This window comes from Shinella sp. (assembly GCF_052438155.1).
Taxonomy (GTDB): Bacteria; Pseudomonadota; Alphaproteobacteria; order Rhizobiales; family Rhizobiaceae; genus Shinella.
In genome coordinates this window covers 578,426-603,142 of record NZ_JBQVPI010000001.1, presented here as the reverse complement: position 1 = coordinate 603,142, position 24,717 = coordinate 578,426, and the positions used below count along the sequence as shown (strand labels likewise).

Annotated in this window: 20 protein-coding genes; 5 read left to right on the top strand and 15 right to left on the bottom strand. The window is 63.0% G+C overall.

Features of this window, described 5'->3' with window-relative positions; translation table 11 throughout:
• Positions 1–104 precede the first annotated feature (104 nt).
• Positions 105–929, bottom strand: a complete 825-nt coding sequence (gene panB / locus ACT6VE_RS02775) for a 3-methyl-2-oxobutanoate hydroxymethyltransferase (RefSeq protein ID WP_444797090.1) — start codon at positions 927–929, stop codon at positions 105–107.
• Between the two features lies 1 nt (position 930).
• The gene (gene panC / locus ACT6VE_RS02770) at positions 931–1,806 is read right to left on the bottom strand and encodes a pantoate--beta-alanine ligase (RefSeq protein ID WP_444797089.1); all 876 of its coding nucleotides are present in this window, start codon (positions 1,804–1,806) and stop codon (positions 931–933) included.
• A 280-nt stretch (positions 1,807–2,086) separates the two neighbouring features.
• Between panC and ACT6VE_RS02765 the strand changes: the two genes are divergently transcribed.
• The 4 genes from ACT6VE_RS02765 (at position 2,087) to ACT6VE_RS02750 (ending at position 6,469) form a co-directional block, all read left to right on the top strand.
• Positions 2,087–4,081 (top strand): DEAD/DEAH box helicase, encoded by a 1,995-nt coding sequence (locus tag ACT6VE_RS02765; protein WP_444797088.1) that lies wholly within the window; start codon positions 2,087–2,089, stop codon positions 4,079–4,081.
• Between the two features lie 67 nt (positions 4,082–4,148).
• Positions 4,149–5,009 (top strand): TIGR02587 family membrane protein, encoded by an 861-nt coding sequence (locus ACT6VE_RS02760; RefSeq protein WP_444797087.1) that lies wholly within the window; start codon positions 4,149–4,151, stop codon positions 5,007–5,009.
• A 7-nt stretch (positions 5,010–5,016) separates the two neighbouring features.
• Entirely contained in the window at positions 5,017–5,427 is a 411-nt protein-coding gene (locus ACT6VE_RS02755; RefSeq protein WP_444797086.1) for a TIGR02588 family protein, read from the top strand.
• A 127-nt stretch (positions 5,428–5,554) separates the two neighbouring features.
• The gene (locus ACT6VE_RS02750) at positions 5,555–6,469 is read left to right on the top strand and encodes a M23 family metallopeptidase (RefSeq protein ID WP_444797085.1); all 915 of its coding nucleotides are present in this window, start codon (positions 5,555–5,557) and stop codon (positions 6,467–6,469) included.
• Here ACT6VE_RS02750 and ligA read toward each other — a convergent pair.
• The 8 genes from ligA to ACT6VE_RS02710 form a co-directional block, all read right to left on the bottom strand.
• Positions 6,456–8,615 carry an NAD-dependent DNA ligase LigA gene (gene ligA, locus ACT6VE_RS02745; protein ID WP_444797084.1) on the bottom strand — a complete coding sequence of 720 codons (2,160 nt, stop codon included), beginning with the start codon at positions 8,613–8,615 and terminating at the stop codon, positions 6,456–6,458. The genes ACT6VE_RS02750 and ligA overlap by 14 nt on opposite strands.
• Before the next feature lie 72 nt (positions 8,616–8,687).
• The gene (gene recN, locus ACT6VE_RS02740) at positions 8,688–10,358 is read right to left on the bottom strand and encodes a DNA repair protein RecN (RefSeq protein ID WP_444797083.1); all 1,671 of its coding nucleotides are present in this window, start codon (positions 10,356–10,358) and stop codon (positions 8,688–8,690) included.
• Between the two features lie 21 nt (positions 10,359–10,379).
• Positions 10,380–11,246 carry an outer membrane protein assembly factor BamD gene (locus ACT6VE_RS02735; protein ID WP_444797082.1) on the bottom strand — a complete coding sequence of 289 codons (867 nt, stop codon included), beginning with the start codon at positions 11,244–11,246 and terminating at the stop codon, positions 10,380–10,382.
• 198 nt (positions 11,247–11,444) lie between these two features.
• Positions 11,445–12,401 carry a UDP-3-O-acyl-N-acetylglucosamine deacetylase gene (gene lpxC / locus ACT6VE_RS02730; protein ID WP_444797081.1) on the bottom strand — a complete coding sequence of 319 codons (957 nt, stop codon included), beginning with the start codon at positions 12,399–12,401 and terminating at the stop codon, positions 11,445–11,447.
• 331 nt (positions 12,402–12,732) lie between these two features.
• Positions 12,733–14,442: a cell division protein FtsZ gene (ftsZ, locus tag ACT6VE_RS02725; RefSeq protein WP_444797080.1), complete on the bottom strand. Its 1,710-nt coding sequence runs from the start codon at positions 14,440–14,442 to the stop codon at positions 12,733–12,735.
• 97 nt (positions 14,443–14,539) lie between these two features.
• The gene (gene ftsA, locus ACT6VE_RS02720) at positions 14,540–15,871 is read right to left on the bottom strand and encodes a cell division protein FtsA (protein WP_444797079.1); all 1,332 of its coding nucleotides are present in this window, start codon (positions 15,869–15,871) and stop codon (positions 14,540–14,542) included.
• Positions 15,868–16,788 carry a cell division protein FtsQ/DivIB gene (locus ACT6VE_RS02715; RefSeq protein ID WP_444797078.1) on the bottom strand — a complete coding sequence of 307 codons (921 nt, stop codon included), beginning with the start codon at positions 16,786–16,788 and terminating at the stop codon, positions 15,868–15,870. Before ACT6VE_RS02715 ends, ftsA begins: the two co-directional genes overlap by 4 nt.
• A complete protein-coding gene (locus ACT6VE_RS02710) occupies positions 16,776–17,702 on the bottom strand; it encodes a D-alanine--D-alanine ligase (protein WP_444797077.1) in 927 nt (308 codons plus the stop codon). Before ACT6VE_RS02710 ends, ACT6VE_RS02715 begins: the two co-directional genes overlap by 13 nt.
• Before the next feature lie 434 nt (positions 17,703–18,136).
• On the opposite strand from ACT6VE_RS02710, the gene ACT6VE_RS02705 reads away from it, so the two are divergent.
• A complete protein-coding gene (locus ACT6VE_RS02705) occupies positions 18,137–19,441 on the top strand; it encodes an MFS transporter (RefSeq protein ID WP_444797076.1) in 1,305 nt (434 codons plus the stop codon).
• A gap of 64 nt (positions 19,442–19,505) precedes the next feature.
• Here ACT6VE_RS02705 and aqpZ (ACT6VE_RS02700) read toward each other — a convergent pair whose 3' ends face one another.
• From aqpZ (ACT6VE_RS02700) to murG, 5 genes are all read right to left on the bottom strand, one after another.
• Positions 19,506–20,192, bottom strand: a complete 687-nt coding sequence (gene aqpZ, locus ACT6VE_RS02700) for an aquaporin Z (protein WP_444797075.1) — start codon at positions 20,190–20,192, stop codon at positions 19,506–19,508.
• A gap of 178 nt (positions 20,193–20,370) precedes the next feature.
• Positions 20,371–21,057, bottom strand: a complete 687-nt coding sequence (aqpZ, locus tag ACT6VE_RS02695; protein ID WP_444797074.1) for an aquaporin Z — start codon at positions 21,055–21,057, stop codon at positions 20,371–20,373.
• A 148-nt stretch (positions 21,058–21,205) separates the two neighbouring features.
• Positions 21,206–22,180 (bottom strand): UDP-N-acetylmuramate dehydrogenase, encoded by a 975-nt coding sequence (murB, locus tag ACT6VE_RS02690; protein ID WP_444797073.1) that lies wholly within the window; start codon positions 22,178–22,180, stop codon positions 21,206–21,208.
• Entirely contained in the window at positions 22,177–23,592 is a 1,416-nt protein-coding gene (gene murC / locus ACT6VE_RS02685) for a UDP-N-acetylmuramate--L-alanine ligase (RefSeq protein ID WP_444797072.1), read from the bottom strand. The genes murB and murC overlap by 4 nt, the downstream gene beginning before the upstream one ends.
• On the bottom strand, positions 23,589–24,710 hold the full coding sequence (gene murG / locus ACT6VE_RS02680) for an undecaprenyldiphospho-muramoylpentapeptide beta-N-acetylglucosaminyltransferase (RefSeq protein WP_444797071.1): 1,122 nt from the start codon (positions 24,708–24,710) through the stop codon (positions 23,589–23,591). Before murG ends, murC begins: the two co-directional genes overlap by 4 nt.
• Between the last annotated feature and the right edge of the window lie 7 nt (positions 24,711–24,717).

The window sequence follows — 24,717 nt, the reverse complement described above, 5'->3', positions numbered from 1 at the left end:
CAGCCATAGAGCAGCAACGGTCCACCGGCAAACCAATATGGCTGATGGACCGTTCAGTTTCGTTGATCAATCAGCGCCGGTCGTCGCCTGACGCTGATCGATGATCAGCCCTTCTTGAGCTGGAACGTGTGCTCCGGCCCCGGGAAGCTGCGTGCCTTCACCTCTTCGGCATAGGTCGCGAAGGCTTCGCTCATCACGGGCGCCAGATTGGCGAAATGCTTGACGAAACGCGGCTTGAAATCCGTGAAGATGCCGAGCACGTCGTCCACCACCAGCACCTGGCCGTCACAGGCCGGCGATGCGCCGATGCCGATGGTCGGCGCCTTGACGTTGCCGGTGATCTCGCGTGCCAAAGGCTCGACCGTGCCTTCGATGACGATGGCGAAGGCGCCGGCATCGTCGATGGCGGCGGCATCCCGGCGGATCTTTTCGGCTTCCTTGTCATTGCGGCCGAGCGAGCGATAGCCGCCGGTCGTGTTGATGAGCTGCGGCATGAGGCCGACATGGCCCAGAACCGGAATGCCACGCTGGGTCAGGAAATCGACCGTCTCGGCCATTTCCGCGCCGCCTTCCAGCTTGATCGCAGAACAGCCGGTTTCCTTCAACACGCGGGCGGCCGTGGTGAAGGCCTGTTCCTTCGACGTCTGGTAGGAGCCGAACGGCAGGTCGACGACGACGCAGGCGTTGGACGAACCGCGCATGACGGCCTGGCCATGCGCGATCATCATCTCGATCGTCACGCCAACGGTCGAATCGAGGCCGTAGAGCACCATGCCGAGGCTGTCACCGACCAGCATGAAATCGACATGCGGGTCCATGAGCTTGGCAACCGGCGTCGTATAGGCGGTGAGGCTGACGATGGGACGTTCACCCTTGAGGGCCTTGATGTCGGACGGCGCCAGACGGCGTTTCGCGGTGTGTACGCTCATGTCACGCTACCTTTGCAGTTTTCACGTTTTTTGGGTCGATGACCCGGTTGTCGAGGAGTTTCGTGCCCCCAAAGCGCACGAAAAGCAACAAAAGAACCGGCTTTTCGCCGATCGTGTCGATTTCGGCCAGCGTTTCCGGATCGCGGATGGCGACCACTTCCGGCCTGGCCAGCGGCTCGGAGCGGATGAAGGCGGTTACGCCCTCCTCCAGCGCCTTCGCATCGGTTTCGCCCGCCGCGATCAACCGTGCGGCCTCGTCCAGTGCACGCGGCACGATGGCAGCGGCGGCCCGCTCTTCGGCCGAGAGATAGATATTGCGCGAGGAACAGGCGAGCCCGTCCGCCTCGCGCACCGTCGGCACGCCGATCACCTCGACGGGCTGGGCGAGGTCTGCGACCATGCGGCGGATGATGGTGAGCTGCTGGAAATCCTTCTCGCCGAAATAGGCGCGGTCCGGCCCGGCAATGTTGAAAAGCTTGGTGACGACCGTCGCGACGCCGGCAAAATGGCCGGGGCGCACGGAACCTTCCAGCTCGGCGCCAAGCGTCGGCACGTCCACCACCGTTTCCATGGGCCGCGGATACATGTCCTCGACGCCGGGAGCGAAGAGATAGTGCACGCCTTCCGCTTCCAGCATCGCCTGGTCGCGGGCGAGATCGCGCGGATACCGCGCAAGGTCCTCGTTCTGGCCGAACTGCAGCGGATTGACGAAAATGGTGGCGACGACGATGTCGTTGTCGGCGCGCGCCCGGCGGGCAAGCTCCATATGGCCGACATGAAGATAGCCCATGGTGGGCACAAGGCCGATCGTGCGGCCGTCGAGCCGGTGCGGCGCCAACGCCGCGCGCAAATCCGCGATGGTGGTGAAAGTCTGCATCGACGGCTCCTCCTCACTCTCGCCCTCTCCCGCTGGCGATGCCACCCACGCGGTCTCTGCGGACCGTCTCAAGGGGCGCCGTTTTCTATCTTGTGCAGCGCAAAAAGACAATCGGCAAACGGTTTTGTCGCCCAACGCTTAACCGGCTGGGCAGCTTTGCATTTTGCGCACTGTACATTTCGCCCAATCCCGAGTAGAGAGCGCGTCAGCACACCCGATACGAACGGGCGCAGAGTGCGGCGCCAGATCGCCGCGGAACCCGAATTCCGAAAGACCCCATATGACGAGTTTTGCAGGCCTCGCTCCGGCGATGGCAAAGGCGTTGGACAAACGCGGCTATACAACTTTGACGCCGGTTCAGATCGCCGTCTCCGATCCAAAGATCGGGAATACCGATGCGCTGGTGTCCGCGCAGACCGGTTCCGGCAAGACCGTCGCCTTCGGCCTCGCCATTGCCCCGACACTGCTTGAGGGCGAGGAGCGCTTCGATCGCGCTGCAAGCCCGCTTGCCCTCGTCATCGCGCCGACCCGCGAGCTTGCCATGCAGGTCAAGCGCGAGCTGGAATGGCTCTACGAGATGACCGGCGCCATCATCGCCTCCTGCGTTGGCGGCATGGACGTGCGCAACGAGCGCCGTTCGCTCGAACGCGGCACCCACATCATCGTCGGCACGCCGGGCCGCCTTCGCGACCATATCACGCGCGGCAATCTCGATCTCAGCGCCATTCGTGCCGTCGTGCTCGACGAGGCCGACGAGATGCTCGACCTCGGCTTCCGCGAAGACCTCGAATTCATCCTCGAAGCAGCCCCCGAAGACCGCCGCACGCTGATGTTCTCGGCCACCGTGCCGAAGGAAATTGCAGCGCTTGCGAAAAACTACCAGCGCGACGCCATGCGCATCGCGACGGCCGCCGAGCGCGAACAGCATGTCGACATCGAGTACCGCGCGCTGCTCGCCGCCCCGGCCGACCGCGAGAACGCCATCATCAACGTGCTGCGTTTCTACGATGCGCAGAATGCCATCGTCTTCTGCTCCACCCGTGCGGCCGTGAACCACCTGACGGCGCGCTTCAACAATCGCGGCTTCTCGGTTGTCGCCCTTTCCGGCGAACTCAGCCAGAACGAGCGCACCCACGCGCTCCAGGCGATGCGCGACGGCCGCGCCCGCGTCTGCATCGCGACCGACGTCGCCGCACGCGGTATCGACCTGCCGAACCTTGAACTCGTCGTGCATGCGGACCTGCCGACCAATCCGGATACGCTGCTGCACCGCTCCGGCCGTACGGGCCGCGCCGGCCGCAAGGGCGTCAGCGCCCTCATCGTGCCGCTCAGCGCCCGCCGCAAGGCCGAACGCCTGCTCCAGATCGCAAACCTCAAGGCAGACTGGGCAAAGCCGCCGTCGGCCGAAGACATCCTGCGCCGCGACGACGAGCGCCTGCTCGCCGACCCGATGCTGACGGAAAAGATCAGCGACGACGAGATCGAAACCATCGACGCCCTCGTCGCGCGCTTCGATGCAAAGCAGCTCGCCGCCGCCGTCGCCCGATACTTCAAGGCGGGCCGTTCGGCCCCGGAAGACCTGATCGAAGTCTCGCTTGAGCAGCGCAAACCGCGCGAGCGCAGCAACGACTTCATTCCGACGGAAACCAAGCGCCCGCGTGACAGCTTCGGCTCCAGCGTCTGGGTCTCCGTTTCGGTCGGCCGCAAGCAGCGCGCCGAACCGCGCTGGCTGATCCCGATGCTCTGCCGCAACGGCAACATCACCAAGAACGAGATCGGCGCGATCAAGATGCAGCCGGAGGAGACCTTTGTCGAGATCTCCGCCGATGCCGCCGATGGCTTCCTCGGCGCACTCGGCCCGACCAGCATGCTGGAGCGCGGCATCCGCGTGACCAGGCTGGAAGGCCAGCCCGATCTCGCGCCGCAGCCCTATAGCCGCACGCCGGGCGAAAAGGCACAGCGCTACGACAAGCCGGTCCGCAGCGAGGAGCGCCGCGCCGACTGGAAGCCCAAGGGCGAATTCGAAAAGAAGGCCGGTTTCGACAAGAAGCCCCACTTTGAGAAGAAGCGTGACGGCGACAAGCCGGAAGGTGCAGCGGCAGCAAAGCCGCACTGGAAGGATCGCGACGACAGCGCCAAGAAGCCCGCAAAGCCCTATGCCGGCGCAAAGCCCTATGCCGGCGCAAAGCCCTTCAAGGGCAAGCCGGGCGAAAAATTCGCCAAGCCGGAAGGCGGGCCGAAAAAGCCCAAGACCAAGAAGCCGGACCGCTTCTGACAATCAGAGTGGCGCGGAACTTTAATCTCCGCGCCACGTTACCCTCGCGCTTCTGCGGGGGGATTTCATGGCACGCGATGCGACGCGCGCCATCGGCGACAGACCGGCCGATGGCAAGGACGAATTCAACCGCTTCGTGACCGGCCTCGGCCGAGGTGTTGCCGGCGCGCTTTTCCTGGCGCTGCCCATGCTGTTGACCATGGAAATGTGGTATCTCGGCTTCTCCATGGCACGCGAACGCCTGCTGTTTCTGCTCATCCTCAACATCCCCTTGCTCATCCTGCTCGCCCGTCGTATCGGCTTCGAGGAGACGTTTACATGGCGCGAAGCGGTCCGCGACGCGATCATCGCCTATGGAATCGGCATCGTTACCAGCCTCGTGGTTCTGACAGCGCTCGGCCTCCTGCGCGGCGGCATGCCGGCGAGCGAACTCATCGGAAAGGTCGCGCTGCAATCGGTGCCTGCCAGTATCGGCGCCATGCTTGGCCGCAGCCAGCTCGGCCATGACAACCAGGATCGCGACGACGCGAAGGAGACGCGCTATCATGGCGAACTGCTGATGATGGCCGCTGGCGCGCTCTTCCTGTCGCTCAACATCGCTCCGACCGACGAAATGATGGTGCTCGCATACAAGATGACGATCTGGCATGCGCTTGTCGTCGCCGTCTTATCCATCGCTCTCATGCACGGCTTCGTCTACGCGGTTTCCTTCATCGGCGGGCATGAACTGTCGCCGGAAACGCCCTGGTGGCACGCCTTCGTGCGCTTCACGCTGCCGGGCTACGTCATCGCGCTGTCGATCAGCATTTTCACGCTCTGGATTTTTGAGCGCCTCGGCGGCAGTTCCGCCGTCGAGATCATGCTGTCCGTCATCGTGCTCGGCTTTCCCGCCGCACTCGGCGCGGCGGCCGCGCGACTGATCCTGTGAGGCAACCATGACAAAATCCGAACAGGGCCGCCATCGCGAACGCCACGATCCGCACTGGATCGAATGGCTGACGGGCATCGTCTCCGCCCTCCTCGTCGCCGGCCTGCTCGGCTGGATCGGCTGGGAAGCCTTTACGCGCGAGGCAACGCCGCCGGACCTCACGATCGCCGTGCTGACGACGGAGAAGACCGGCGCCGGCTATCGCGTCGCCTTCGACATCCACAACGCGGCGACGACCACCGCCGCATCCGTCACCGTCATCGGCCGATTGATGGACGGCGATCAGGTGGTCGAGGAAAACCACGTCGTCTTCGACTATGTGGCAGCCGAATCCAAATCGACCGGCGCCATCCTCTTCCGGAACGCGCCGACGGGCCGCACCGTCGATATCCACGCTGCGGGTTATACTGATCCTTAGAAACGACGGGAAGCTGAGGAGGATGCCTCGGAAAGCGGAACCAATTGCGCTGGCACGGATTGAACAAAGGTAAAATGCCCGTGTCCAGCGGTGAGGAGGACATGGCTGATCCCGCAAGGTTCGTACCATGGAAATGCCTGTTCTCATCCTGTTAACCACCCAGATCCTCTTGCCGGCCTTCTTCCTGGTCTGGCTCTGGCTGCCACGCCCGGCCGACAGGCTGGGCTGGACGATGCGGGTGTTTTACGGCGCCTGTTACGTCGCCTTCGTCTCCGTCATCGGCCGCTGGGATTTTCTGAGTTCGACGCTGGCGATCATCCTGCCGGTCGCCTTCATAGCCTGCGTTGGCCTCTCCTTCCTGCGCGTCCGCAATCGCGAATGGGATACGTCCGCCTCGCTGTTCCGCACGCATGGTTTCACAGCGGCGATGGCGGTCTTCTTTCTGGCACTGACTGCGCGGGCGCTCTCGGGCTACGGTTATCAGGAAACAGCGGTGAACCTCGCCTTCCCCTTCGGCCCGGGCACCTACTATATCGGCCAGGGCGGCAGCACGACGTCGATCAACCATCACCATGCCGACCAGAGCCAGCGCTTCGCGCTCGACATCGTCGCGCTCAATGCGTTCGGCGCCCGGGCCAGCGGCCTCATGCCGAAGAATCTCGCAGACTACGTCGTCTATGATCGGGAGGTGAAGAGCCCGTGCACCGGCGTCGCCATCTCCACCCATGACGGCGTTGAAAACAACCGCATCTCGCAGACGAATACAGAGGAACCGGCGGGCAATTACATCATCCTCGCCTGCGGCACGGCGCGCATCATGCTCGCGCATTTCGAGAAGGGCTCTATTGCCGTTACGGGCGGAGAGATCGTCACGCAGGGGCAACCATTGGGCCGCGTCGGCAATTCGGGCAACTCCTCCGAACCGCATCTGCACATGCATGCCTATGTCGGCGGGACCGTCGATTACAATGCCGGTGAGGGCGTGCCGATGACCTTCGACGAACGCTTCCTCGTGCGCGGCTCCACCGTCACGATCCCTTGATGAGCTCGAACCAGCCGTCCTCGTCGATCACCTCGACATTGAACTCCTTCGCCTTGTCGAGCTTGGAGCCTGCTCCCGGCCCCGCCACCACGAGGTCCGTCTTCTTGGAAACCGAGCCGGCCACCTTGGCGCCCAGCCGCTCGGCCATCGCCTTCGCCTCGTCGCGCGTCATCTTTTCCAGCGAACCGGTGAACACCACCGTCTTGCCGACGACCGGGCTCGAGGTCACGACAACGGCCTCCGCGGCCTCCGGCGTCACTTCCTCAAGCAGCCGAGCCATCACATCCAGATTGCGCGGTTCCTTGTAGAACTCCACCATCGCCCGGGCGACGACCTCGCCGATACCGTCGATGCTGTTGAGTTCATTCCACGCTTCGCCCGTCAGCGACGCCGAAGCCTTCATCGCCTCCTCGAAGGCCGCGTAAGTGCCATAGGCGCGCGCCAAAAGCTTGGCGTTCGTTTCGCCGACATGCCGGATGCCGAGAGCGTAGATGAAGCGGTTGAGCGCAATCGAGCGGCGGGCGTCGATGGCATCATAGAGTTTCCGCACGCTGACCTTGCCGAAGCCGTCGATGTTTTCGAGCTTGGTCAGAGAATCGGCCTGCCGCTTCTCCAGCGTGAAAATGTCCGGCGCGGTGCGCACCGCGAGCGACGGGTCCTCCGCCTCGAAGAAGAAATCGATCTGCTTGGCGCCCAGCCCCTCGATGTCGAAGGCGTTGCGCGAGACGAAGTGCTTCAGATGCTCCACGGCCTGCGCACGGCAGACGAAACCGCCGGTGCAGCGGGTGACGGAATCAAGCCGGCCCGTCTTCTCGTTGCGCTCGCGCACGGCGTGGCTGCCGCAGACCGGGCAGGTTTTCGGGAACTGGTAGCGCTCGGTCTCCGCCGGCCGCTTTTCCATCACCACGTCCAGCACCTGCGGAATCACATCGCCCGCGCGCTGCACGATGATGGTGTCGCCGATGCGGATGTCATGGTCCTCCGCGCGAATGCGCTCGCCGCTGTTGCCGATGCCTTCGATATAGTCGGCATTGTGCAGGGTCGCGTTGGTGACGACCACGCCGCCGACCGTAACCGGCGTCAGGCGCGCAACAGGTGTCAGCGCGCCGGTGCGGCCGACCTGGATGTCGATCTTCTCGACCGTCGTGAAAGCCTGTTCGGCCGGGAATTTGTGCGCCGTCGCCCAGCGTGGCGAACGGGAGCGGAAGCCGAGGCGCTCCTGAAGCGCCAGTTCATCGACCTTGTAGACGACACCGTCGATATCATAGTCGAGGTCCGGACGGGCAAGGCCGATCTCGCGGTAATGCGCGATGATGTCATCGACGCGGGACAGCCGCTGCGTCATCGGATTGACAGGGAAACCCCAGGATTTCAGCACCTCGATCATGCCGAACTGCGTGTTCGCCGGCATTTCTGACATCTCGCCCCAGGCATAGGCAAAGAAACGCAGCTTGCGGCTGGCGGTCACCGTGGCGTCGAGCTGACGCAGCGAGCCGGCGGCCGTGTTGCGCGGATTGACGTAGGTCTGCTTGCCCTCCGCTGCCATCTTCTCGTTGAGCGCCAGAAAGTCGCTCTTGGCCATGTAGACTTCGCCGCGCACCTCGACGACCGCCGGCGCACCGGCCGGTAGGCGGGTCGGAATCTCGCTGATCGTCTGGACATTGGCCGTAACGTTTTCGCCCGTCGTGCCGTCGCCGCGCGTCGCGGCGCTGACCAGCCGTCCGTTTTCATAGCGGATCGACATGGAAAGGCCGTCGATCTTCGGCTCGGCGGTGAAGGCGATCGATTCGTCCGGCAGGCGGCCGAGGAAGCGGTAGACCGAATTGACGAAATCCCGCACGTCCTCGTCGGAGAACGTGTTGTCGAGCGACAGCATCGGGCGGGAGTGGGTGATCGGCGCGAAAGTCGGCAGCGGCGCAGAGCCTACCCGGCGCGAGGGACTATCGTCGCGCACGAGGGCCGGAAACCGCGCCTCGATGTCTTCGTTGCGCCGCTTCAACCCGTCGTAATCGGCATCTGAAATCTCCGGCGCATCCTGCCCATGATAGAGCTCGTCATTGCGCGCGATCTCCGCCGCCAGAAAGGCCAGCTCTGCCGCGGCGTCGTCTTCGGTCAGGTTTTCGACAGGGGTTTTCGCGTTCGCCATGACATGCTCCGGATTCGCATCAGGTTTTAGAGCAAAGCTGACGAAAGAAAAGATGCGAGCGCCGTACGGTGCTTACAGACCACCGGAAAGCAGCCGTGCCGCCGCCGCCCTCGCCTCGTCCGTCACGGACGCGCCGGCGAGCATGCGGGCGATCTCTTCCGTGCGTGCACCATCGTCCATGCGGGCGACACGGGTGGCGACCGTCTCGCTGCCTTCGACCGGCCCCTTGGAGATCAGGAGATGGGTTGCGGCGCGCGCGGCAACCTGCGGCGCGTGGGTAACGGAGAGCACCTGCACGGTGGAGGACAGGCGCTTCAGCCGCTGGCCGATGGCATCGGCCACCGCGCCGCCGACGCCGGTGTCGATTTCGTCGAAGACGAGGGTCGGGGCCGAGCCTCGATCGGCAAGCGCGACCTTCAGCGCCAGCAGGAAGCGCGACAGTTCCCCGCCCGAGGCAACCTTCATGATCGGACCGGGCCGCGTGCCGGGATTGGTCTGGACGTGGAATTCGACGGTGTCGATCCCCTCCTCCGCGCCGCCGTTCGGATCGGTGGTGATCTGGACGGTGAAGCGAGCGCGCTCCAGCTTCAGCGCCGGCAGTTCCGCCATCACCGCTGCGGCAAGCGCATCGGCGGCGTGGTGGCGCTTTTCCGAAAGCGAGCGCGCAGCAATCTCGAAGGCGAGGCGCGCTTCGCTCAGCCGGGCCTGAAGCTGCACCAGCCTTTCCTCGCCGGCGTCGAGATCGGCGAGATCGGTAATCATCTTGGCGGCAAGTGCGGGCAGGCCGGTTACAGGAACGGAATACTTGCGGGCAGCGGCGCGAAGCGCAAAGAGACGCTCTTCCGTGCGCTCCAGCTCCTTAGGGTCGTACTCCGTCTTGCGCAGCGCGGTCTCGACGGCCATCTGGGCGTTGGAAAGCTGGTTCAGCGCCTCGTCGAGCAACTCAACCGTTTCCTCCAGAAGGCCCGGGGCCTCATGGCTCTTGCGCTCCAGGCGGCGGACCAGCGCGGCGATCAGCGGCACGGGCGAAGCATGGCCGTTCAGGAACTCGCTCGCCTCGTTGATGTCGCCGGCAATGCGCTCGGCCTTCATCATGCGGGCGCGGATTTCCGCCAGAGTATCCTCCTCGCCGTCCTGCGGCGAGAGCACCTCTAGTTCCTCGACCGAGGAGCGCAGGTAATCGGCCTCACGGGCTGCGGCTTCCACCTTGTCCCGGTGGCGGCGCAGCGTGCGGTCGGCATCTTTCCACTGATGATAGAGCGTGCCGACGTCCCCCGCCGCCTCGCCGAGGCCGCCGAAAGCATCAAGTAGCAGGCGGTGGGCATCGGTATCGACGAGCGCGCGGTCGTCATGCTGGCCGTGGATTTCGACGAGAAACTGCCCGGCCTGCCGCATCAGTTGCACGGATACCGGCTGGTCGTTGACGAAGGCCTTGGTTCGGCCGTCGGCGGATTGCTGGCGGCGGAAAATCAGATCGCCGTCGTCATCAATGCCATTGTCGCGCAAAAGCGCGCGGGCGGCATGGCTCATCGGCACATCGAAAACGGCCGTCACCTGGCCACGCTCTATGCCGTGGCGCACGAGAGACCCGTCGCCGCGCCCGCCGAGTGCGAGCGAAAGACTGTCGAGAAGGATGGATTTGCCAGCCCCGGTCTCGCCCGTCAACACGGAGAGACCCGGCTCGAAAGCAAGATCAAGCCGTTCGATCAGGACGATATCGCGGATCGATAGCTGCGCCAGCATGGCCCTGTCATATCTCTTGCGTCAGGCGCCGAGCAGGCTCTTGCCGGCACGCGAAATCCAGGAACCCGAATTTTCGCGCGGCTCGAGACCCTTCGACTGAAGGAGCTTGTAGCTGTCGGCATACCACTGGCTGTCGGGATAGTTATGGCCGAGCACCGCGGCAGCCGTCTGCGCCTCGGTGTCCACGCCCATGGCGTAGTAGGTTTCGACGAGGCGTGCCAGAGCTTCCTCGATCTGGTTGGTCATCGGATACTTTTCGACGACGACGCGGAAGCGGCTCGCTGCGGCGATGTATTCCTTGCGTTCCAGATAGTAGCGGCCGACCTGCATTTCCTTGCCGGCGAGCTGGTCGCGGGCAAAACGGATCTTGGTCTGCGCGTCCTCGACATATTCCGATTCGGGATACTTTTCGACGACGGCCTGCATGGCTTCCAGCGTCTGCTGCGACGTGCGCTGGTCCTGCGTCACGCTCGGGATCTGCTTCCAGTAGGCAAGGCCGATAATATACTGCGCATAGGCAGCATCCGAGGAGCCCGGATAGAGATTGAGATAGCGCTTGCCGGCCGTGATGGCCTCTTCGTTGCGGCCCTGGCGATAATTCGTGAAGGCCGACATGACGAGTGCCTTGCGCGCTTCTTCCGAGAACGGATGCTGTCGATCGACGGCCTCGAACTTGCGGCTGGCTTCCGTCACCTTGCCGGAATTGAGGTTGGCAAGACCCTGATTGTAAAGCACATCAGCGGGTTCGCTCTCGCCGGCCAGTTTCGAAATATCGATGTCCGGGTCCGACTGGCACGCGGAAAGAACGACAGACGACGCCGTAGCGAAAAGCGTAAGATAGACAATGCGCGCCGTCTTCTTCACACCAACAGACCCTGCAACAACCATGTGATAATCCCAGTTCAACGGCGCCCCATGCGGACGGGCCGCACATGCGCCCCGCGTTTTATCTCCAAATATGTGAAGACCGCAACGCCATGCCGGCGCATTAACGCATTTTTATGGCGGAGATGCCTGGAAAGGAGCAGGAGAAACGACCCCACAACGTCGCGCGTCATTTATGACGCACAAAGATGTTGAATAGCCTCAAAGAGACCAGGGGGCGAATTCCGGTGCGTTGACGGCGATCAGCTCTCGCTGTCCGACGCGCGAGCGCGGTGCGGCGGCTTCGACGACTTCATAGGCCGTGCGATCGCTCAGCAGCGCCTTCAGCGCATAGGCGTTCATCTTGTGGCCGCCGCGGTAGGAGCGGTAGCAGCCGATGAACTGCGCGCCGGCAAGCGCCAGGTCGCCCACGGCATCGAGCGTCTTGTGACGGGCGAACTCGTCCTTGCTGTAACGCAGGCCTTCGACATTGATCACGGTGTTGTCATCGGAAATGACGACCGAGTTCTCCAGCGACGAACCGAGCGCAAGGCCCGCAGCCCAGAGCCGCTCGACATCCCGCATGAAGCCGAAGGTGCGTGCGCGTGAAAGCTCGCTGCGGAAGGTGGCGGGCGACAAATCACCCTTCCACGACTGCCGGCCGATCAGCGGGCAGTCGAAATCGATCTCGACTTCGAAGCGCGTGCCGTCATAGGGCGAGAACTCCGCCCAGGAGGCCCCCGCTTCGACGCGCACCGGCTTGATGATTCGGATGTAACGACGCTTTACGGCAAGCGGGATAAGCCCCACCTCGTCGATGGCATCGATGAAGGGAGCAGCACTTCCGTCCATGATCGGCATTTCGGCGCCGTGCACTTCGATCAGCACGTTGTCGAGGCCGAGCGCGTAAAGCGCGGCCATCACATGCTCGATCGTGGCGATCGACGTTGCCGGGGAGAAGCCGAGCACGGTGCAGAGGTCGGTATTGCCGACCTGCGAGGAGACCGCGCGGTATTCGCTGACCGTGCCGTCATCGTGCAGGCGCTGGAAGACGATGCCGCTGTCGGCTTCGGCCGGGTTGAAGGTGATCGATACGGCCGCGCCGGAATGGACGCCCGTTCCGGCAATCGTCACCGGGCTGGAAATCGTCGTCTGGAAACCGAGCGTACCCATCGTCATCTGCTTTCGCCTCGTCTTACTGTCGGCTCATTCATTGCCGACATTCATATTCTAAAGCTCAAGGGAGCCCTTGGCCGGACGCACTGCGTCCGCCGACAAAGTTCGCCCAAAAGTCTGAGTGATTTGATGCTCCGGCTGTTGCCGGTGACCCGAATCCTGACTGGCCCTTGTGCCTAGACTGAATGTAGTAGGTCCCTCAGTGTCATACAAATCACTGTTTCTTTCGCTTTGTTACGCTTCGCTCCATCTACAAGCCATTGAAAAGACCCGCAAATAGAAAATGCCCGAACCAAGGTCCGGGCATTCTGTTACAAGGCCGTTTCGCGTGGCGTCAGTTGGACTGGCGACGCAGGAAGGCCGGGATTTCCAGCTGGTCGTCCTCACCGAGCGAACGCGGCTGCGGATTGGCGCGGCCGTGGTCGTCAAGCTGGCCACGACGCGGTGCGTAGAGGCTGGCTTCCGGCGACAGCGGGCGGCGCTGCTGCTGGGCGGCAGGTGCCGCTTCCTGGGCGGCCGGCGCTTCCTCGTGACGGCCGAGCGACGAGGTCAGGCGCTTCAGAAGGCCCATCGGACCACGCTCTTCCTGGTGTGCGACCGGCTGCGGAGCCGAACGGTGGTCGATCTCTGCCTTCACGACCGGAGGAAAGTCCTCGATCTTCGGCATGCGCATGGTCTGCGGCTCCTGACGGATGATCGGAGCGGCAGGTTCTACGCGCTGCTGCATGACCGGAGCCGGCTGGGGCTGCTGCTGCACCGGAGCCTGACGCTGGACCACCGGCGTTTCGGCCGGAGCGGCGAACAGGCGGTTCTGCAGGCGGACTTCTTCCTGAACCTGCGCAACCGGCTGTGCCTGGAGCGGGTGGCTTGCCGGAATGGCCAGCTCACGCTCAAGGTTTTCTTCCGAGGCGCGGATCGCTTCTGCAATCGGGTCGAAGACCGGCTGCTGAACAATCGGCTGCTGCATGACGGGCTGCGGAGCAGGTGCCACGGCCTGGACCGGAACGGCGGCGGACGGGCGAATTATTGGTTTGCTCTGGCTGCGAAAGTCAGCATTACGTGCAGCCACCTCCGAGGCCGCGCGGTCGATGCCGGTTGCAACAACGGAGACGCGGATCAAGCCTTCAAGCTCTTCGTCGAAGGTTGCGCCGAGAATGATGTTTGCGTCCGGATCGACTTCCTCGCGGATGCGGGTTGCGGCTTCGTCGACTTCGAAGAGCGTGAGGTCACGGCCACCGGTGATCGAGATCAGCAGGCCCTGTGCACCCTTCATCGAGGTTTCATCGAGCAGCGGGTTGGCGATTGCAGCTTCTGCGGCGGCCATTGCGCGGCCTTCGCCCGAAGCTTCGCCCGTGCCCATCATGGCGCGGCCCATCTCGCGCATCACCGAGCGAACGTCGGCGAAGTCGAGGTTGATGAGGCCTTCCTTGACCATCAGGTCGGTGATGCAGGCAACACCCGAATAGAGCACCTGGTCGGCCATCGCAAAGGCGTCGGCGAAGGTGGTCTTGTCGTTGGCGATGCGGAAGAGGTTCTGGTTCGGGATGACGATCAGCGTATCGACCGACTTCTGCAGTTCCAGAATACCTTCTTCGGCAAGCCGCATGCGGCGGCCGCCTTCGAAGTGGAACGGCTTGGTGACGACGCCAACGGTCAGGATGCCCTTGTTGCGAGCTGCCTGGGCGACGACCGGAGCGGCACCCGTACCCGTGCCGCCGCCCATGCCGGCGGTGACGAAGCACATATGCGTACCGTTCAGGTGATCGATGATCTCGTCGATGCACTCTTCAGCGGCTGCACGCCCGACTTCCGGCTGCGAGCCAGCGCCAAGACCTTCGGTGACCGCGACACCCATCTGGATGATACGCGACGACTTGGTCATGGAAAGCGCCTGGGCATCGGTGTTGGCGACGACGAAATCAACGCCTTCGAGGCCAGCGGTGATCATGTTGTTGACAGCATTGCCGCCGCCGCCACCGACACCGAAGACGGTGATGCGGGGCTTCAGCTCAGTGATGTCCGGCTTATGCAGCTTGATAGTCATTCCCGTGTTCCTTTCGTTTCCGGCCGCTTCGCCCAGCCGGTCTATTCACAAAACTCAGATGTCGGTCTCTCCCGGCGGCTGGCCGCCGGAAAACCCGTCAGAAACTTTCCTTCAACCACAGGCCCATGCGGGCTATGCGGCCGTTGCCACCTGTCAACTGCGAGAGCATGCCGCCCTGCACAGCGTGTTCTTCCAATTCCGCGACCTGCGGATAGATCATCAGGCCGACTGCCGTCGAAAAAGCCGGGCCCTTCGCCGCCGTCGGCAGGCCGGACACACCAAGCGGGCGGCCGATGCGGACGTTGCGGGCGAGGATACGGCGGGCGACTTCCGGCAGACCGGTCAACTGGCTGCCGCCGCCCGTCAGAACGATCCGCTTGCCCACGATCGGCGAGAAGCCGGAGCGCTGGATGCGGTCGCGAATAAGTTCGAGCGTCTCTTCGATGCGGCACCGCACGATGCGCGACAGCAGCGCGCGCGGCACATGGGTCGGCTGGTCGCGGTCGTCTTCGCCGATCGGCGGGACAGTGACGATATCGCGTTCATCAACGGCATTCGGCAGCGCAGAACCGTGCACGACCTTCAGGCGTTCAGCGTCCTCGATGCGGGTCGAAAGACCGCGCGCGAGGTCGGTGGTGACGTGGTGGCCGCCGAGCGAAATCGCATCGGAATGCACCAGCTTGCCTTCCGCAAAGACGGAAATCGTCGTCGTACCACCACCCATGTCGATGCAGGCGCAGCCGAGTTCGACTTCGTCGTCGACAAGCGCCGAGAGACCGCTGGCATAGGGCGTCGCGACCATGCCCTCGACAGAGAGATGCGCGCGGTTGATGCAGAGTTCGAGGTTCTTCAACGCCGCGCGTTCGGCGGTCAGCACATGCATGTCGACGCCGAGCACGTCGCCGAACATCGAAAGCGGATCGCGAATGCCGCGCTCGCCATCCAGCGAGAAACCGGTCGGCAGCGAATGGAGGATGGCGCGGTCCTGACGCAGCGACTGCTGGCCGGCGACGGCAAGCACTTTGCGCAGGTCGTTGGCATCGACTTCCTGGCCACCGAGACCGATGGTCGCAGTGTAGACGTCGCTCTGCAGGCGGCCTGCGGAAACGTTGACGATAAGGCTTTCAATGGTGAGGCCGGCCATGCGCTCGGCGGCATCGACGGCGAGGCGCACCACGCTCTCGACGGCATCGAGATCGGTGATGACGCCGTTCTTCACGCCGCGCGACTTCTGGTGGCCGATGCCGATGACGTCGACATTGTGCGTGCGGCCGGGCAGCAGTTCGCTCTCGGCACGCGGCGTCAGCCGGCCGATCATGCAGACGACCTTGGTCGAGCCGATGTCGAGGACCGAAACGACGTGAGCCCGCTTGGAAGAAAGCGGCTTCAGGCGCGGCAGGCCGAAATGGGACGAACCAAAAATACTCATGTGCGCTTCGCTGCCTTCTTGAGGTCCTTTGCCCTTTGCTCGACCGCCGCATTGCGGCGTTCGAGCGCGCCTTCCGTCAGGCGGACCGTCGTGCGATCCTCCAGCCGGAGATCGACAGCCGCGATATCCCGCTCCAGAAGCCCCTGCTCCGCCTCAAGCGTCGCCAGCACATCCATGGCGCGCGGCACGTTCAACTCGGGCAACTTCACGACGATGCCATTGTCGAGGCGCAGGTCCCAGCGGCGTCCGGCGACCCGGATATAGGCCTTCACTCGCGACTTGAGTTCCGGCCAGTTGTCGAACTCGTCGGCGAAACCGGCTGCCGCAGTTTCGGCATCGCGGCCGACAAACAGTGGCAGCTTGGAGAATTTGTTGTCACGCAGCGGCGCGATGACGCTGCCGTTCTTCTCGATCAGCGACAGGTCGGTGCCATGCTGCCAGATGGCGAAGGCCTCACGCTCCTTGAGCGCGATCTCGATGGTGCCCGGATAGGTCTTGCGGACGGAAACGTCTTCCACCCAGGGAAGATCCGAAAGCTTCTGGCGTGCTTCCTTGACGTCGAGGGCGACCAGCGAGGTCGTGCCGTCGAGGCCGAGGCGTTCGAGGATATCGATCTCCGACGTCTCACGGTTGCCGGAAACCTTCACGTCCTCGATGGCAAAACCGATCGCCGTCGTCGAAGCCTGCGCAAAGTCCTGCGAATGGCCGCCGAGCGACATGCCGTACAGGCCCGTCGATCCGAGAAACAGGACAGTCGCAACGCTGCCCGAGTGGCGCGCGATATGAACGCGGCCGGCCGCAAGGCTGACCAGGAACCGGACAATCCGACGCAACGGGCGCGGCAGCACGCGGCCAGCTTCCGTTTCCGGAAGCCCGACGGGGCGCAGCCTGCTTTTCTTGGCGCTCAACGCAAACACGACGCGTCCTCCACCATCCACCTCAAGAATTCACCAAACGAATGGCCGGCATGGACGGCCATTTCGGGCACCAGGGAGGTAGGGGTCATGCCGGGCTGGGTGTTGATCTCCAGCCATACAAGCTCGCCAGTCTCGGAGAAACGATCGTCGTAGCGGAAGTCGGAACGGCTGACGCCACGGCACCCGATCGCTTGATGCGCCTTGAGGGAGAGTGTTTGTATTTTTTGGTAAATATTTGGTGAAATTTGTGCCGGAATGACGTGCGTCGAGCCGCCTTTCACATATTTGGAGTCATAGTCGTAGAAGGCGTGTCCTTGCGGCACCACTTCCGTGACACCGAGCGCCACATCACCCATCACGCCGCAGGTCAGTTCGCGGCCATAGATGTAGCGCTCGACCATGACGCTGTCGCCATACCGCCACTCAGACGACGTGATGATCTGCGGCGGATGCGATTGCTCTTCCTTGACCATGACGACGCCGAACGACGAGCCCTCGCGTACCGGCTTCACCACATAGGGCGGCTTCATCGGATGGGCCGAGGTGAAATCGAATCGGTTCATCAGGCGCTGTTCGGCGACCGGAACGCCGGCAGCCTTGGCGATAATCTTCGCCTGCGCCTTGTCCATGGCGAGCGCCGAAGCCAGCACGCCGGAATGGGTATAGGGGATCTCGAGAAATTCGAGGATGCCCTGGATCGTGCCATCCTCACCGAAGGGGCCATGCAGGGCATTGAAGGCGACGTCCGGCTTCAGTTCGGCAAGCACGCTGGCAATGTCATGGCCGACATCGACACGCGTAACCTGATAGCCCTCGGCCTCAAGCGCGTCGGCGCAGGCATTCCCCGACGAAAGGCTCACCGGCCGTTCCGACGAAAAACCACCCATCAGCATCGCGACATGCTTTACGCTCATAGAACCCCCAACTGTATTCCGCACACTGCCCCTCGTCGCTTGCGCGGACCTGATTTGCTTTACCGGTCCGACTCGACGAGCGAGATGGGACCACTAGAGCGCCATTAAGGTTAACGAAGCGTTTACTTTCATTAACCTGATCCGCCGCAGGACAAATTTCCCTGTATCGAATCAAACTACACTTCGATTCATCTTCTGGAATCAGAGAGTTGCAGCTGGCGCAAGAGCAGCGGCGAAATTCAGCGATTTCGAATACGCGATCCGGGCAGCAACGCCGAGGCGCAGCGTTAGTAAACGACGGGCCTTGCGGCAAGCACGAAAAATACGATTTTTCGGCCATCCGCGTACTTTAGTTGTTTCATTGACCGATAGGTTGACGTATCAGACGCCCGCTGCCTCCCAAGACGGCACAAGAAAACCAGAAAGGCACCCCGATGAGTGACACACTCGCCTCCGGGTCGCCGACCGCACCGCATGCCAACCGTTCCGGGCTCAACTCCCCGGCACGCGTTCTCTTTGCAAGCCTGGTCGGTACGACCATCGAATTCTTCGATTTCTACGTTTATGCAACAGCCGCCGTGCTGGTCTTCCCGACGCTGTTTTTCCCGAACAGCGATCCGACGACGGCACTGCTCGCGTCCTTCGCGACCTTCTCCATCGCCTTCTTCGCCCGCCCGCTCGGCGCCATCGTGTTCGGTCACTATGGCGACCGCGTCGGCCGCAAGACGACACTCGTCGCGGCACTCCTGACCATGGGTGTCTCGACCGTCATCATCGGCCTCCTGCCCTCCTATGAAACCATCGGCGTGCTTGCGCCGCTGCTGCTGGCGCTTTGCCGCTTCGGCCAGGGTTTCGGCCTGGGTGGCGAATGGGGCGGCGCGGTCCTGCTCGCCACGGAAAATGCCCCGCCCGGCAAGCGCAGCTGGTACGGCATGTTCCCGCAACTCGGCGCACCGCTCGGTCTCTTCCTGTCTTCCGGCGTGTTCTGGCTGCTGCTGCATGTCATGCCGCAGGAATCGCTGCTGGCATGGGGCTGGCGCGTGCCGTTCGTCGCATCGATCATCCTGATCGCGGTCGGTCTCTGGGTTCGCCTGTCGATCACCGAAACGCCGGCGTTCCAGAAGGCCATAGAGAAGCAGGAACGGGTCGACGTGCCCGTCGTCGAACTCTTCCGCAATCATAAGCGCAGCCTCGTGCTCGGCACGTTCGTGGCGCTTGCGACCTTCGTGCTGTTCTATATCGGTTCGGCCTATCTGCTGTCCTACAACATCAAGGTTCTCGGCATCCCGTTCGTCGAGGCGCTCGAAGTGCAGTTGCTGGGTTCCGTGCTGTTCGGCATCTTCATCCCGATCGCCGGAAAGCTCGCCGAAAAATTCGGCCGCCGCGAAGTGCTGATCGCCACCACGATCCTGATTGGCATCTTCTCGTTCTTCCTACCCGGCCTGATGACCAGCGGCGAAACGGCCATCTTCGTCTTCGTCATCCTCGCGATGGCGCTGATGGGCATGACCTACGGTCTGATCGGTACGGCGCTCGCTGCCCCCTTCCCGACCCAGGTGCGTTACACCGGCTCGTCGATCACCTTCAACTTCGCCGGTATCTTCGGTGCGTCGCTTGCGCCGTATATTGCAACATGGCTGCAGGCGAACTACGGCATGACCTTTGTCGGCTACTATCTCGGCATTGCGGCGGCCATCACGCTGGTCTGCATCCTGCTTTCGGGCAAGGACGAGGTCTGAGCCCCCAAAGGCTCGAATCAAAAACCCGCCGTGGCAACACGGCGGGTTTTTTTATGCGGAGAGATCAATCGTCTTCGCCGACGACCTTCCAGATCACAGCGCCGATGACGGCGCCGACGATCGGAGCAACCCAGAACAGCCAGAGCTGGGAGAGCGCTGCCGTATCGGCAAAGAACGCCACACCGGTCGAGCGGGCCGGGTTCACCGAGGTATTGGTGACCGGGATCGACACAAGATGGATCAGCGTCAGGCCGAGACCGATGGCGATCGGCGCGAAGCCGACCGGAGCGCGGCCATGGGTGGAACCGAGGATGATGATGAGGAAGAACGCCGTCAGCACCACTTCGGCGACGAGCGCCGCCGTCAGCGAATAGCCGCCCGGCGACAATTCACCGTAGCCGTTCGAAGCGAAGCCACCCGCCTGAAAACCAGCCTTGCCGGAGGCAATCAGGTACAGCACGGCAGCCGCCACAATCGCGCCGACGACCTGCGCCACGATGTAGGGCACGAGGCTCGATGCCGGGAACTTCCCGGCGACCGTCAGGCCCACGGAAACGGCCGGATTGAAGTGACCGCCGGAAATGCCGCCGACCGTATAGGCCATGGTGAGCACGGTCAGGCCGAAGGCAAAAGAGACCCCGAGAAAACCGATCCCGAGTTCCGGGAAGCCGGCGGCGAGCACGGCGCTGCCGCAACCCCCGAAGACGAGCCAGAACGTACCGAGAAATTCGGCAGAAAGCTTTTTAAACATGAATGCCCCCTGATCAAAAACCCCGCTGGAGCGAGGCTGAGTCGCGCAACTATCGCGCGATCGAACATAGCATGCTCTAAATTTCCTTGAATGGAGGCTGAACGAAATTTTAAACATGCGAAATCCCTAAATAAAAGGGCAGATTTCCTCCCGCGAGGCGGCCTCTTTACGCCTCCGGTCAATCGTTTTCGCCGACCACCTTCCAGATCAGCGCACCGATGACGGCGCCAAGAGTCGGGGCGAGCCAGAACAGCCAGAGTTGCGACAGCGCCGCCGTATCGGCAAAAAACGCGACGCCCGTCGAGCGGGCCGGGTTCAAGGACGTGTTCGTGATCGGGATCGAAACGAGTATGATCACCGTCAGGCTGAGGCCGATGACAACAGGGGCAAAGTCCGTTGGTGCGCGACGATGGGTCGAGCCGAGAATGATGAAAAGGAAGAGCGCCATCAGCACCACTTCGGTGACAAACCCCGCCGTCAGCGAATAACCGCCTGGAGAGAGGTCGCCGTAACCGTTCGACGCGAAGCCGCCCGCCTGGAAATTCGCCGTGCCGGACGCAACGAGATAGAGCATGGCCCCCGCCGCGGTCGCTCCCGCAACCTGCGCCGCCACATAGGGCAGGATGTTGGAGGCAGGAAATTTTCCGGCAACCGCCAGGCCAACGGAAACAGCCGGGTTCATGTGCCCGCCGGAAATGCCGCCAATTGCATAGATCATGGCCATCAGCGCGAGGCCGGCGGCGAAGGACACGCCCACAAGGCCGATGCCGGCCCCCGGAAGGGCAGCGGCCAGCACGCCGCTGCCACAGCCGCAAAAGACCAGCCAGAACGTGCCGATGAACTCGGCGGAGAGTTTTTTGAACATGAATACCCCATCCACCCCGCGCAGCAGGGTTTCGTCGCGCAGCGATGGCGCGATCTCACACAGTTTTTGAGAAACTTGCCTGATGGGGGAGAGGGAGTGGCGCGACGTCCGGAGACGCCCGCGAACTCCCCAGCAAGAAGACGATGGTTCAGGCCGTTGCGCGGCCCAGAAATTCCTTAACCTGGTAGCCCGGCATGAAAGTGCCGAGACGCTTGATTTCCCATTGCAGCAGGATGCCGGAATGCTCCAGCACGCGGCTGCGCACCGTCTCACCGAGATATTCGAGCTCGTAGCCCGTTGCCTGCCCGGTGTTGATCATGAAATTGCAATGCATTGGCGACATCTGCGCGCCACCGATCATCATGCCGCGGCAGCCGGCCTCGTCGATCAGCTTCCAGGCAGAATGGCCTTCCGGGTTCTTGAAGGTCGAGCCGCCGGTCTTCTCGCGGATCGGCTGGACGGTTTCGCGGTGCTGGCGCACCGCATCCATCTTGGCGCGAATCTCGATCTTGTCGCCGGCCTCGCCCTGGAAGACGGCATGGGTGAAGATGAGGTCCTTGGCGGCCGTGGATTGGCGGTAGCTGTAGCCCATGTCGGCATTGGAGAGCACAAGCTGGTTGCCCTTGCGGTCGATGGCATGCACCTCGACGACAAGATCCTTCGTCTCGCCACCGTTGGCGCCGGCATTCATGCGCAATGCGCCGCCGATTGCGCCGGGAATGCCGTAGTAAAACTCGAAGCCGGCAATGCCGTGATCGAGCGCCATGGCGGCGATGTTCTTGTCCGGGCAGATGCCACCGGCCTTGATGCGATTCTCGCCGACGAGTTCGACATCGCCGAACCCTTTGGCTGACAGGCGAATCACGACGCCTGGAATGCCACCATCACGCACCAGCAGGTTTGAACCGACGCCGATAACGGTGAGCGGAACGTCTTCCGGCACGACTTTGAGGAATGTGGCGAGGTCATCGACGTCATGCGGATGGAACATCAGCTCGGCGAGGCCACCGGCCCGGAACCACGTAACGCGATCCATCGGCGCATCAGGCGTCAGGCGCCCGCGGACCTGCTTGATCCCTTCACCCAACGACGCCAGAAGTTTCTCACCATCGACCTGCTTCATGCCACCTGCCCCGAAATGCCCGCCAGTTCCTTCGGCAGCGTCTGCGCCCAATACGTGATACTGCCAGCCCCCAAGAGAACCACAAAGTCACCCGGCTTTGCAATGCCGGCGACGATCCCGGCCAATGCTTCTGGCGACGGCAGCAAGCGCGCGTCGCGGTGGCCGCCGGATTTGATGCGCGAAACCAGCTCTTCCGCCGTCACGCCGTCGATCGGATCCTCACCCGCCGCATAGATCGGCGCAATCAGGATCGTGTCGGCATCGTTGAAGCAGCCGGCGAATTCTTCGAACAGGCTTGCGACGCGGCTGTAGCGATGCGGCTGGTGGACGGCGATGATTCGGCCCGCGCACGCTTCGCGCGCTGCGCGCAGCACGGCCTTGATCTCAACCGGGTGATGGCCGTAATCGTCATAGACGCTGACGCCGTTCCAGGTGCCGGTCAAAGTGAAGCGGCGCTTGACGCCGGCAAAACCCGCCAGCCCCTTGGCGATCGCCTCCGGCGACATGCCGAGGCGCTGCGCGACGGCGATGGCTGCCGTCGCGTTGGAGACGTTGTGGCGGCCCGGCATCGGCAGGCGCAGGTCTTTCATCGAGATCACCTGGCCGGTGCGGCGGCGGCGGATCTCCACATCGAAGATGGAGGTCGCGCCATCCATGCGGATATTGCCGAAACGCACGTCGGCCTGCGGGTTCTCGCCATAGGTGATGACCTTGCGGTCCTCGATGCGGCTGACCATCGCCTGCACTTCCGGATGGTCGAGGCACATCACGCCGAAACCATAGAACGGCACGTTCTCGACGAACTGGCGAAAGGCCGCGCGCACGGCATCGAAGTTACCGTAGTGGTCGAGATGTTCGGGGTCGATATTGGTGACGACAGCGATATCGGCAGGCAGCTTCAGGAAGGTGCCGTCCGATTCGTCGGCCTCCACCACCATCCACTCGCCCTCGCCCATGCGGGCATTGGTGCCGTAGGCATTGATGATGCCGCCGTTGATGACCGTCGGATCGAGGCCGCCAGCTTCGAGCAACGTCGCGACCATCGAGGTGGTCGTCGTCTTGCCATGCGTGCCGCCGATGGCAATCGCATTGCGAAAGCGCATCAGTTCGGCGAGCATTTCGGCACGGCGCACGACCGGCAGCAGCTTTTCGCGCGCCGCGATGAGCTCCGGATTGTCCTTCTTGATGGCGGTCGAGACCACCACGACTTCCGCCTCGCCCAGGTTTTCTGCCGTGTGACCGACAAAGACCTCGATGCCCTTTTCACGCAGGCGCTGCACATTGGCGCTGTCTGCCTGATCGGAGCCCTGAACCTTGTGGCCGAGATTGTGCAGCACCTCGGCAATGCCGCTCATGCCGATGCCGCCAATGCCGATGAAATGAACGAGGCCTATGCTCTGCGGCATCTTCATGGTCGTTCTCCCTTGAATTGTGCGATCGTCTTTCCGCCCGCAATAGCCTCAACCATCAAGGCGAGCAAGCGCGCGGCATCCGGTTTTCCCGCCTTTCTGGCATTCGCGGCCATGGTCGCCATGCCCGTAGGATCGTGCATCGCCTTGGAAACGATCTTCGCCAGACGCTCCGTCGAAAGCTCTGCCTGCGGGATCACCTTCGCCCCACCGCCCGAAGCCAGTGCCGCGGCATTCGCCGCCTGGTCATGATCCAGAGCATAGGGATAGGGCACGAGGATGGCCGGGCGGCCGATCACCGAGACTTCGGAAACGGTCGAGGCACCAGAACGGCTTATGATCAGATGCGCATGGCCGATGCGGGACGCCATGTCGGTGAAGAAGGGCGAAACGTCCGCGGGAATGCCGAGATCGGCATAGGTGCGAACGACCTCGTCGCTATCTTCCGGCCGCGCCTGCTGGGTGATTTTCAGCCGCGCACGGTCAGCGGGCTCCATCGCGGCAATCGCCGAGGGGATGGCCTTGGAGAAGAACTGCGCGCCCTGGCTGCCGCCGAAAACGACGAGGCGGAATTCGCCCTCCGACGAGGCTTCGTAGGCAATATTGGCGGCCTCAAGCACGGCCGGACGTACCGGGTTGCCCGTCGTCACGGTCTTTGCCGCATATTGTCCGCCGGTTTCCGGCAGGAAGCCGCCGGCAATCGCCTTGACGCGATTGGCGAGCGCCTTGTTGGCGCGACCCATCACGGCGTTCTGCTCGTGGATCATCGAGGGGATGCCCATGCCGGTTGCCGCAATGAGCGGCGGCACTGTGGGGTAACCACCAAAACCGACGACGACCTTCGGCTTCAGCCGCGCCATCAGCTTGCGGGCAACACGAATGCCTTTCCACAGCGTGAAAAGTGACCGCGCGACGCTGACCGGGTTCTTCGAGCCGATCGTCGCGGAGGGAACCACATGGATTTCATCCGCCGGGAATTTGCCGGCAAAACGCTCGGCACGGCTGTCGGTGACGAGATGCACGGACCAGCCGCCGGCTTTCAGCTCATGCGCCAGCGCCTCTGCGGGAAAGAGATGGCCGCCGGTACCACCGGCGGCGAGAAGAACGATGCCTTTGTTCATTCGAAAC

Bases quoted from the DNA above. Each gene is read 5' to 3' on its own strand.
- ACT6VE_RS02735 (WP_444797082.1), bottom strand. From the start codon at position 11,246: ATGGTTGTTGCAGGGTCTGTTGGTGTGAAGAAGACGGCGCGCATTGTC.
- ftsZ (WP_444797080.1), bottom strand. From the start codon at position 14,442: ATGACTATCAAGCTGCATAAGCCGGACATCACTGAGCTGAAGCCCCGC.
- aqpZ (WP_444797074.1), bottom strand. From the start codon at position 21,057: ATGTTCAAAAAACTCTCCGCCGAGTTCATCGGCACGTTCTGGCTGGTC.
- murB (WP_444797073.1), bottom strand. From the start codon at position 22,180: ATGAAGCAGGTCGATGGTGAGAAACTTCTGGCGTCGTTGGGTGAAGGG.
- ligA (WP_444797084.1), bottom strand. From the start codon at position 8,615: ATGGCGAACGCGAAAACCCCTGTCGAAAACCTGACCGAAGACGACGCC.
- murG (WP_444797071.1), bottom strand. From the start codon at position 24,710: ATGAACAAAGGCATCGTTCTTCTCGCCGCCGGTGGTACCGGCGGCCAT.
- ACT6VE_RS02765 (WP_444797088.1), top strand. From the start codon at position 2,087: ATGACGAGTTTTGCAGGCCTCGCTCCGGCGATGGCAAAGGCGTTGGAC.
- ACT6VE_RS02750 (WP_444797085.1), top strand. From the start codon at position 5,555: ATGGAAATGCCTGTTCTCATCCTGTTAACCACCCAGATCCTCTTGCCG.
- panB (WP_444797090.1), bottom strand. From the start codon at position 929: ATGAGCGTACACACCGCGAAACGCCGTCTGGCGCCGTCCGACATCAAG.
- ACT6VE_RS02755 (WP_444797086.1), top strand. From the start codon at position 5,017: ATGACAAAATCCGAACAGGGCCGCCATCGCGAACGCCACGATCCGCAC.
- aqpZ (WP_444797075.1), bottom strand. From the start codon at position 20,192: ATGTTTAAAAAGCTTTCTGCCGAATTTCTCGGTACGTTCTGGCTCGTC.
- recN (WP_444797083.1), bottom strand. From the start codon at position 10,358: ATGCTGGCGCAGCTATCGATCCGCGATATCGTCCTGATCGAACGGCTT.
- lpxC (WP_444797081.1), bottom strand. From the start codon at position 12,401: ATGACGATGGGTACGCTCGGTTTCCAGACGACGATTTCCAGCCCGGTG.
- ACT6VE_RS02705 (WP_444797076.1), top strand. From the start codon at position 18,137: ATGAGTGACACACTCGCCTCCGGGTCGCCGACCGCACCGCATGCCAAC.
- ACT6VE_RS02710 (WP_444797077.1), bottom strand. From the start codon at position 17,702: ATGAGCGTAAAGCATGTCGCGATGCTGATGGGTGGTTTTTCGTCGGAA.
- panC (WP_444797089.1), bottom strand. From the start codon at position 1,806: ATGCAGACTTTCACCACCATCGCGGATTTGCGCGCGGCGTTGGCGCCG.
- murC (WP_444797072.1), bottom strand. From the start codon at position 23,592: ATGAAGATGCCGCAGAGCATAGGCCTCGTTCATTTCATCGGCATTGGC.
- ftsA (WP_444797079.1), bottom strand. From the start codon at position 15,871: ATGAGTATTTTTGGTTCGTCCCATTTCGGCCTGCCGCGCCTGAAGCCG.
- ACT6VE_RS02760 (WP_444797087.1), top strand. From the start codon at position 4,149: ATGGCACGCGATGCGACGCGCGCCATCGGCGACAGACCGGCCGATGGC.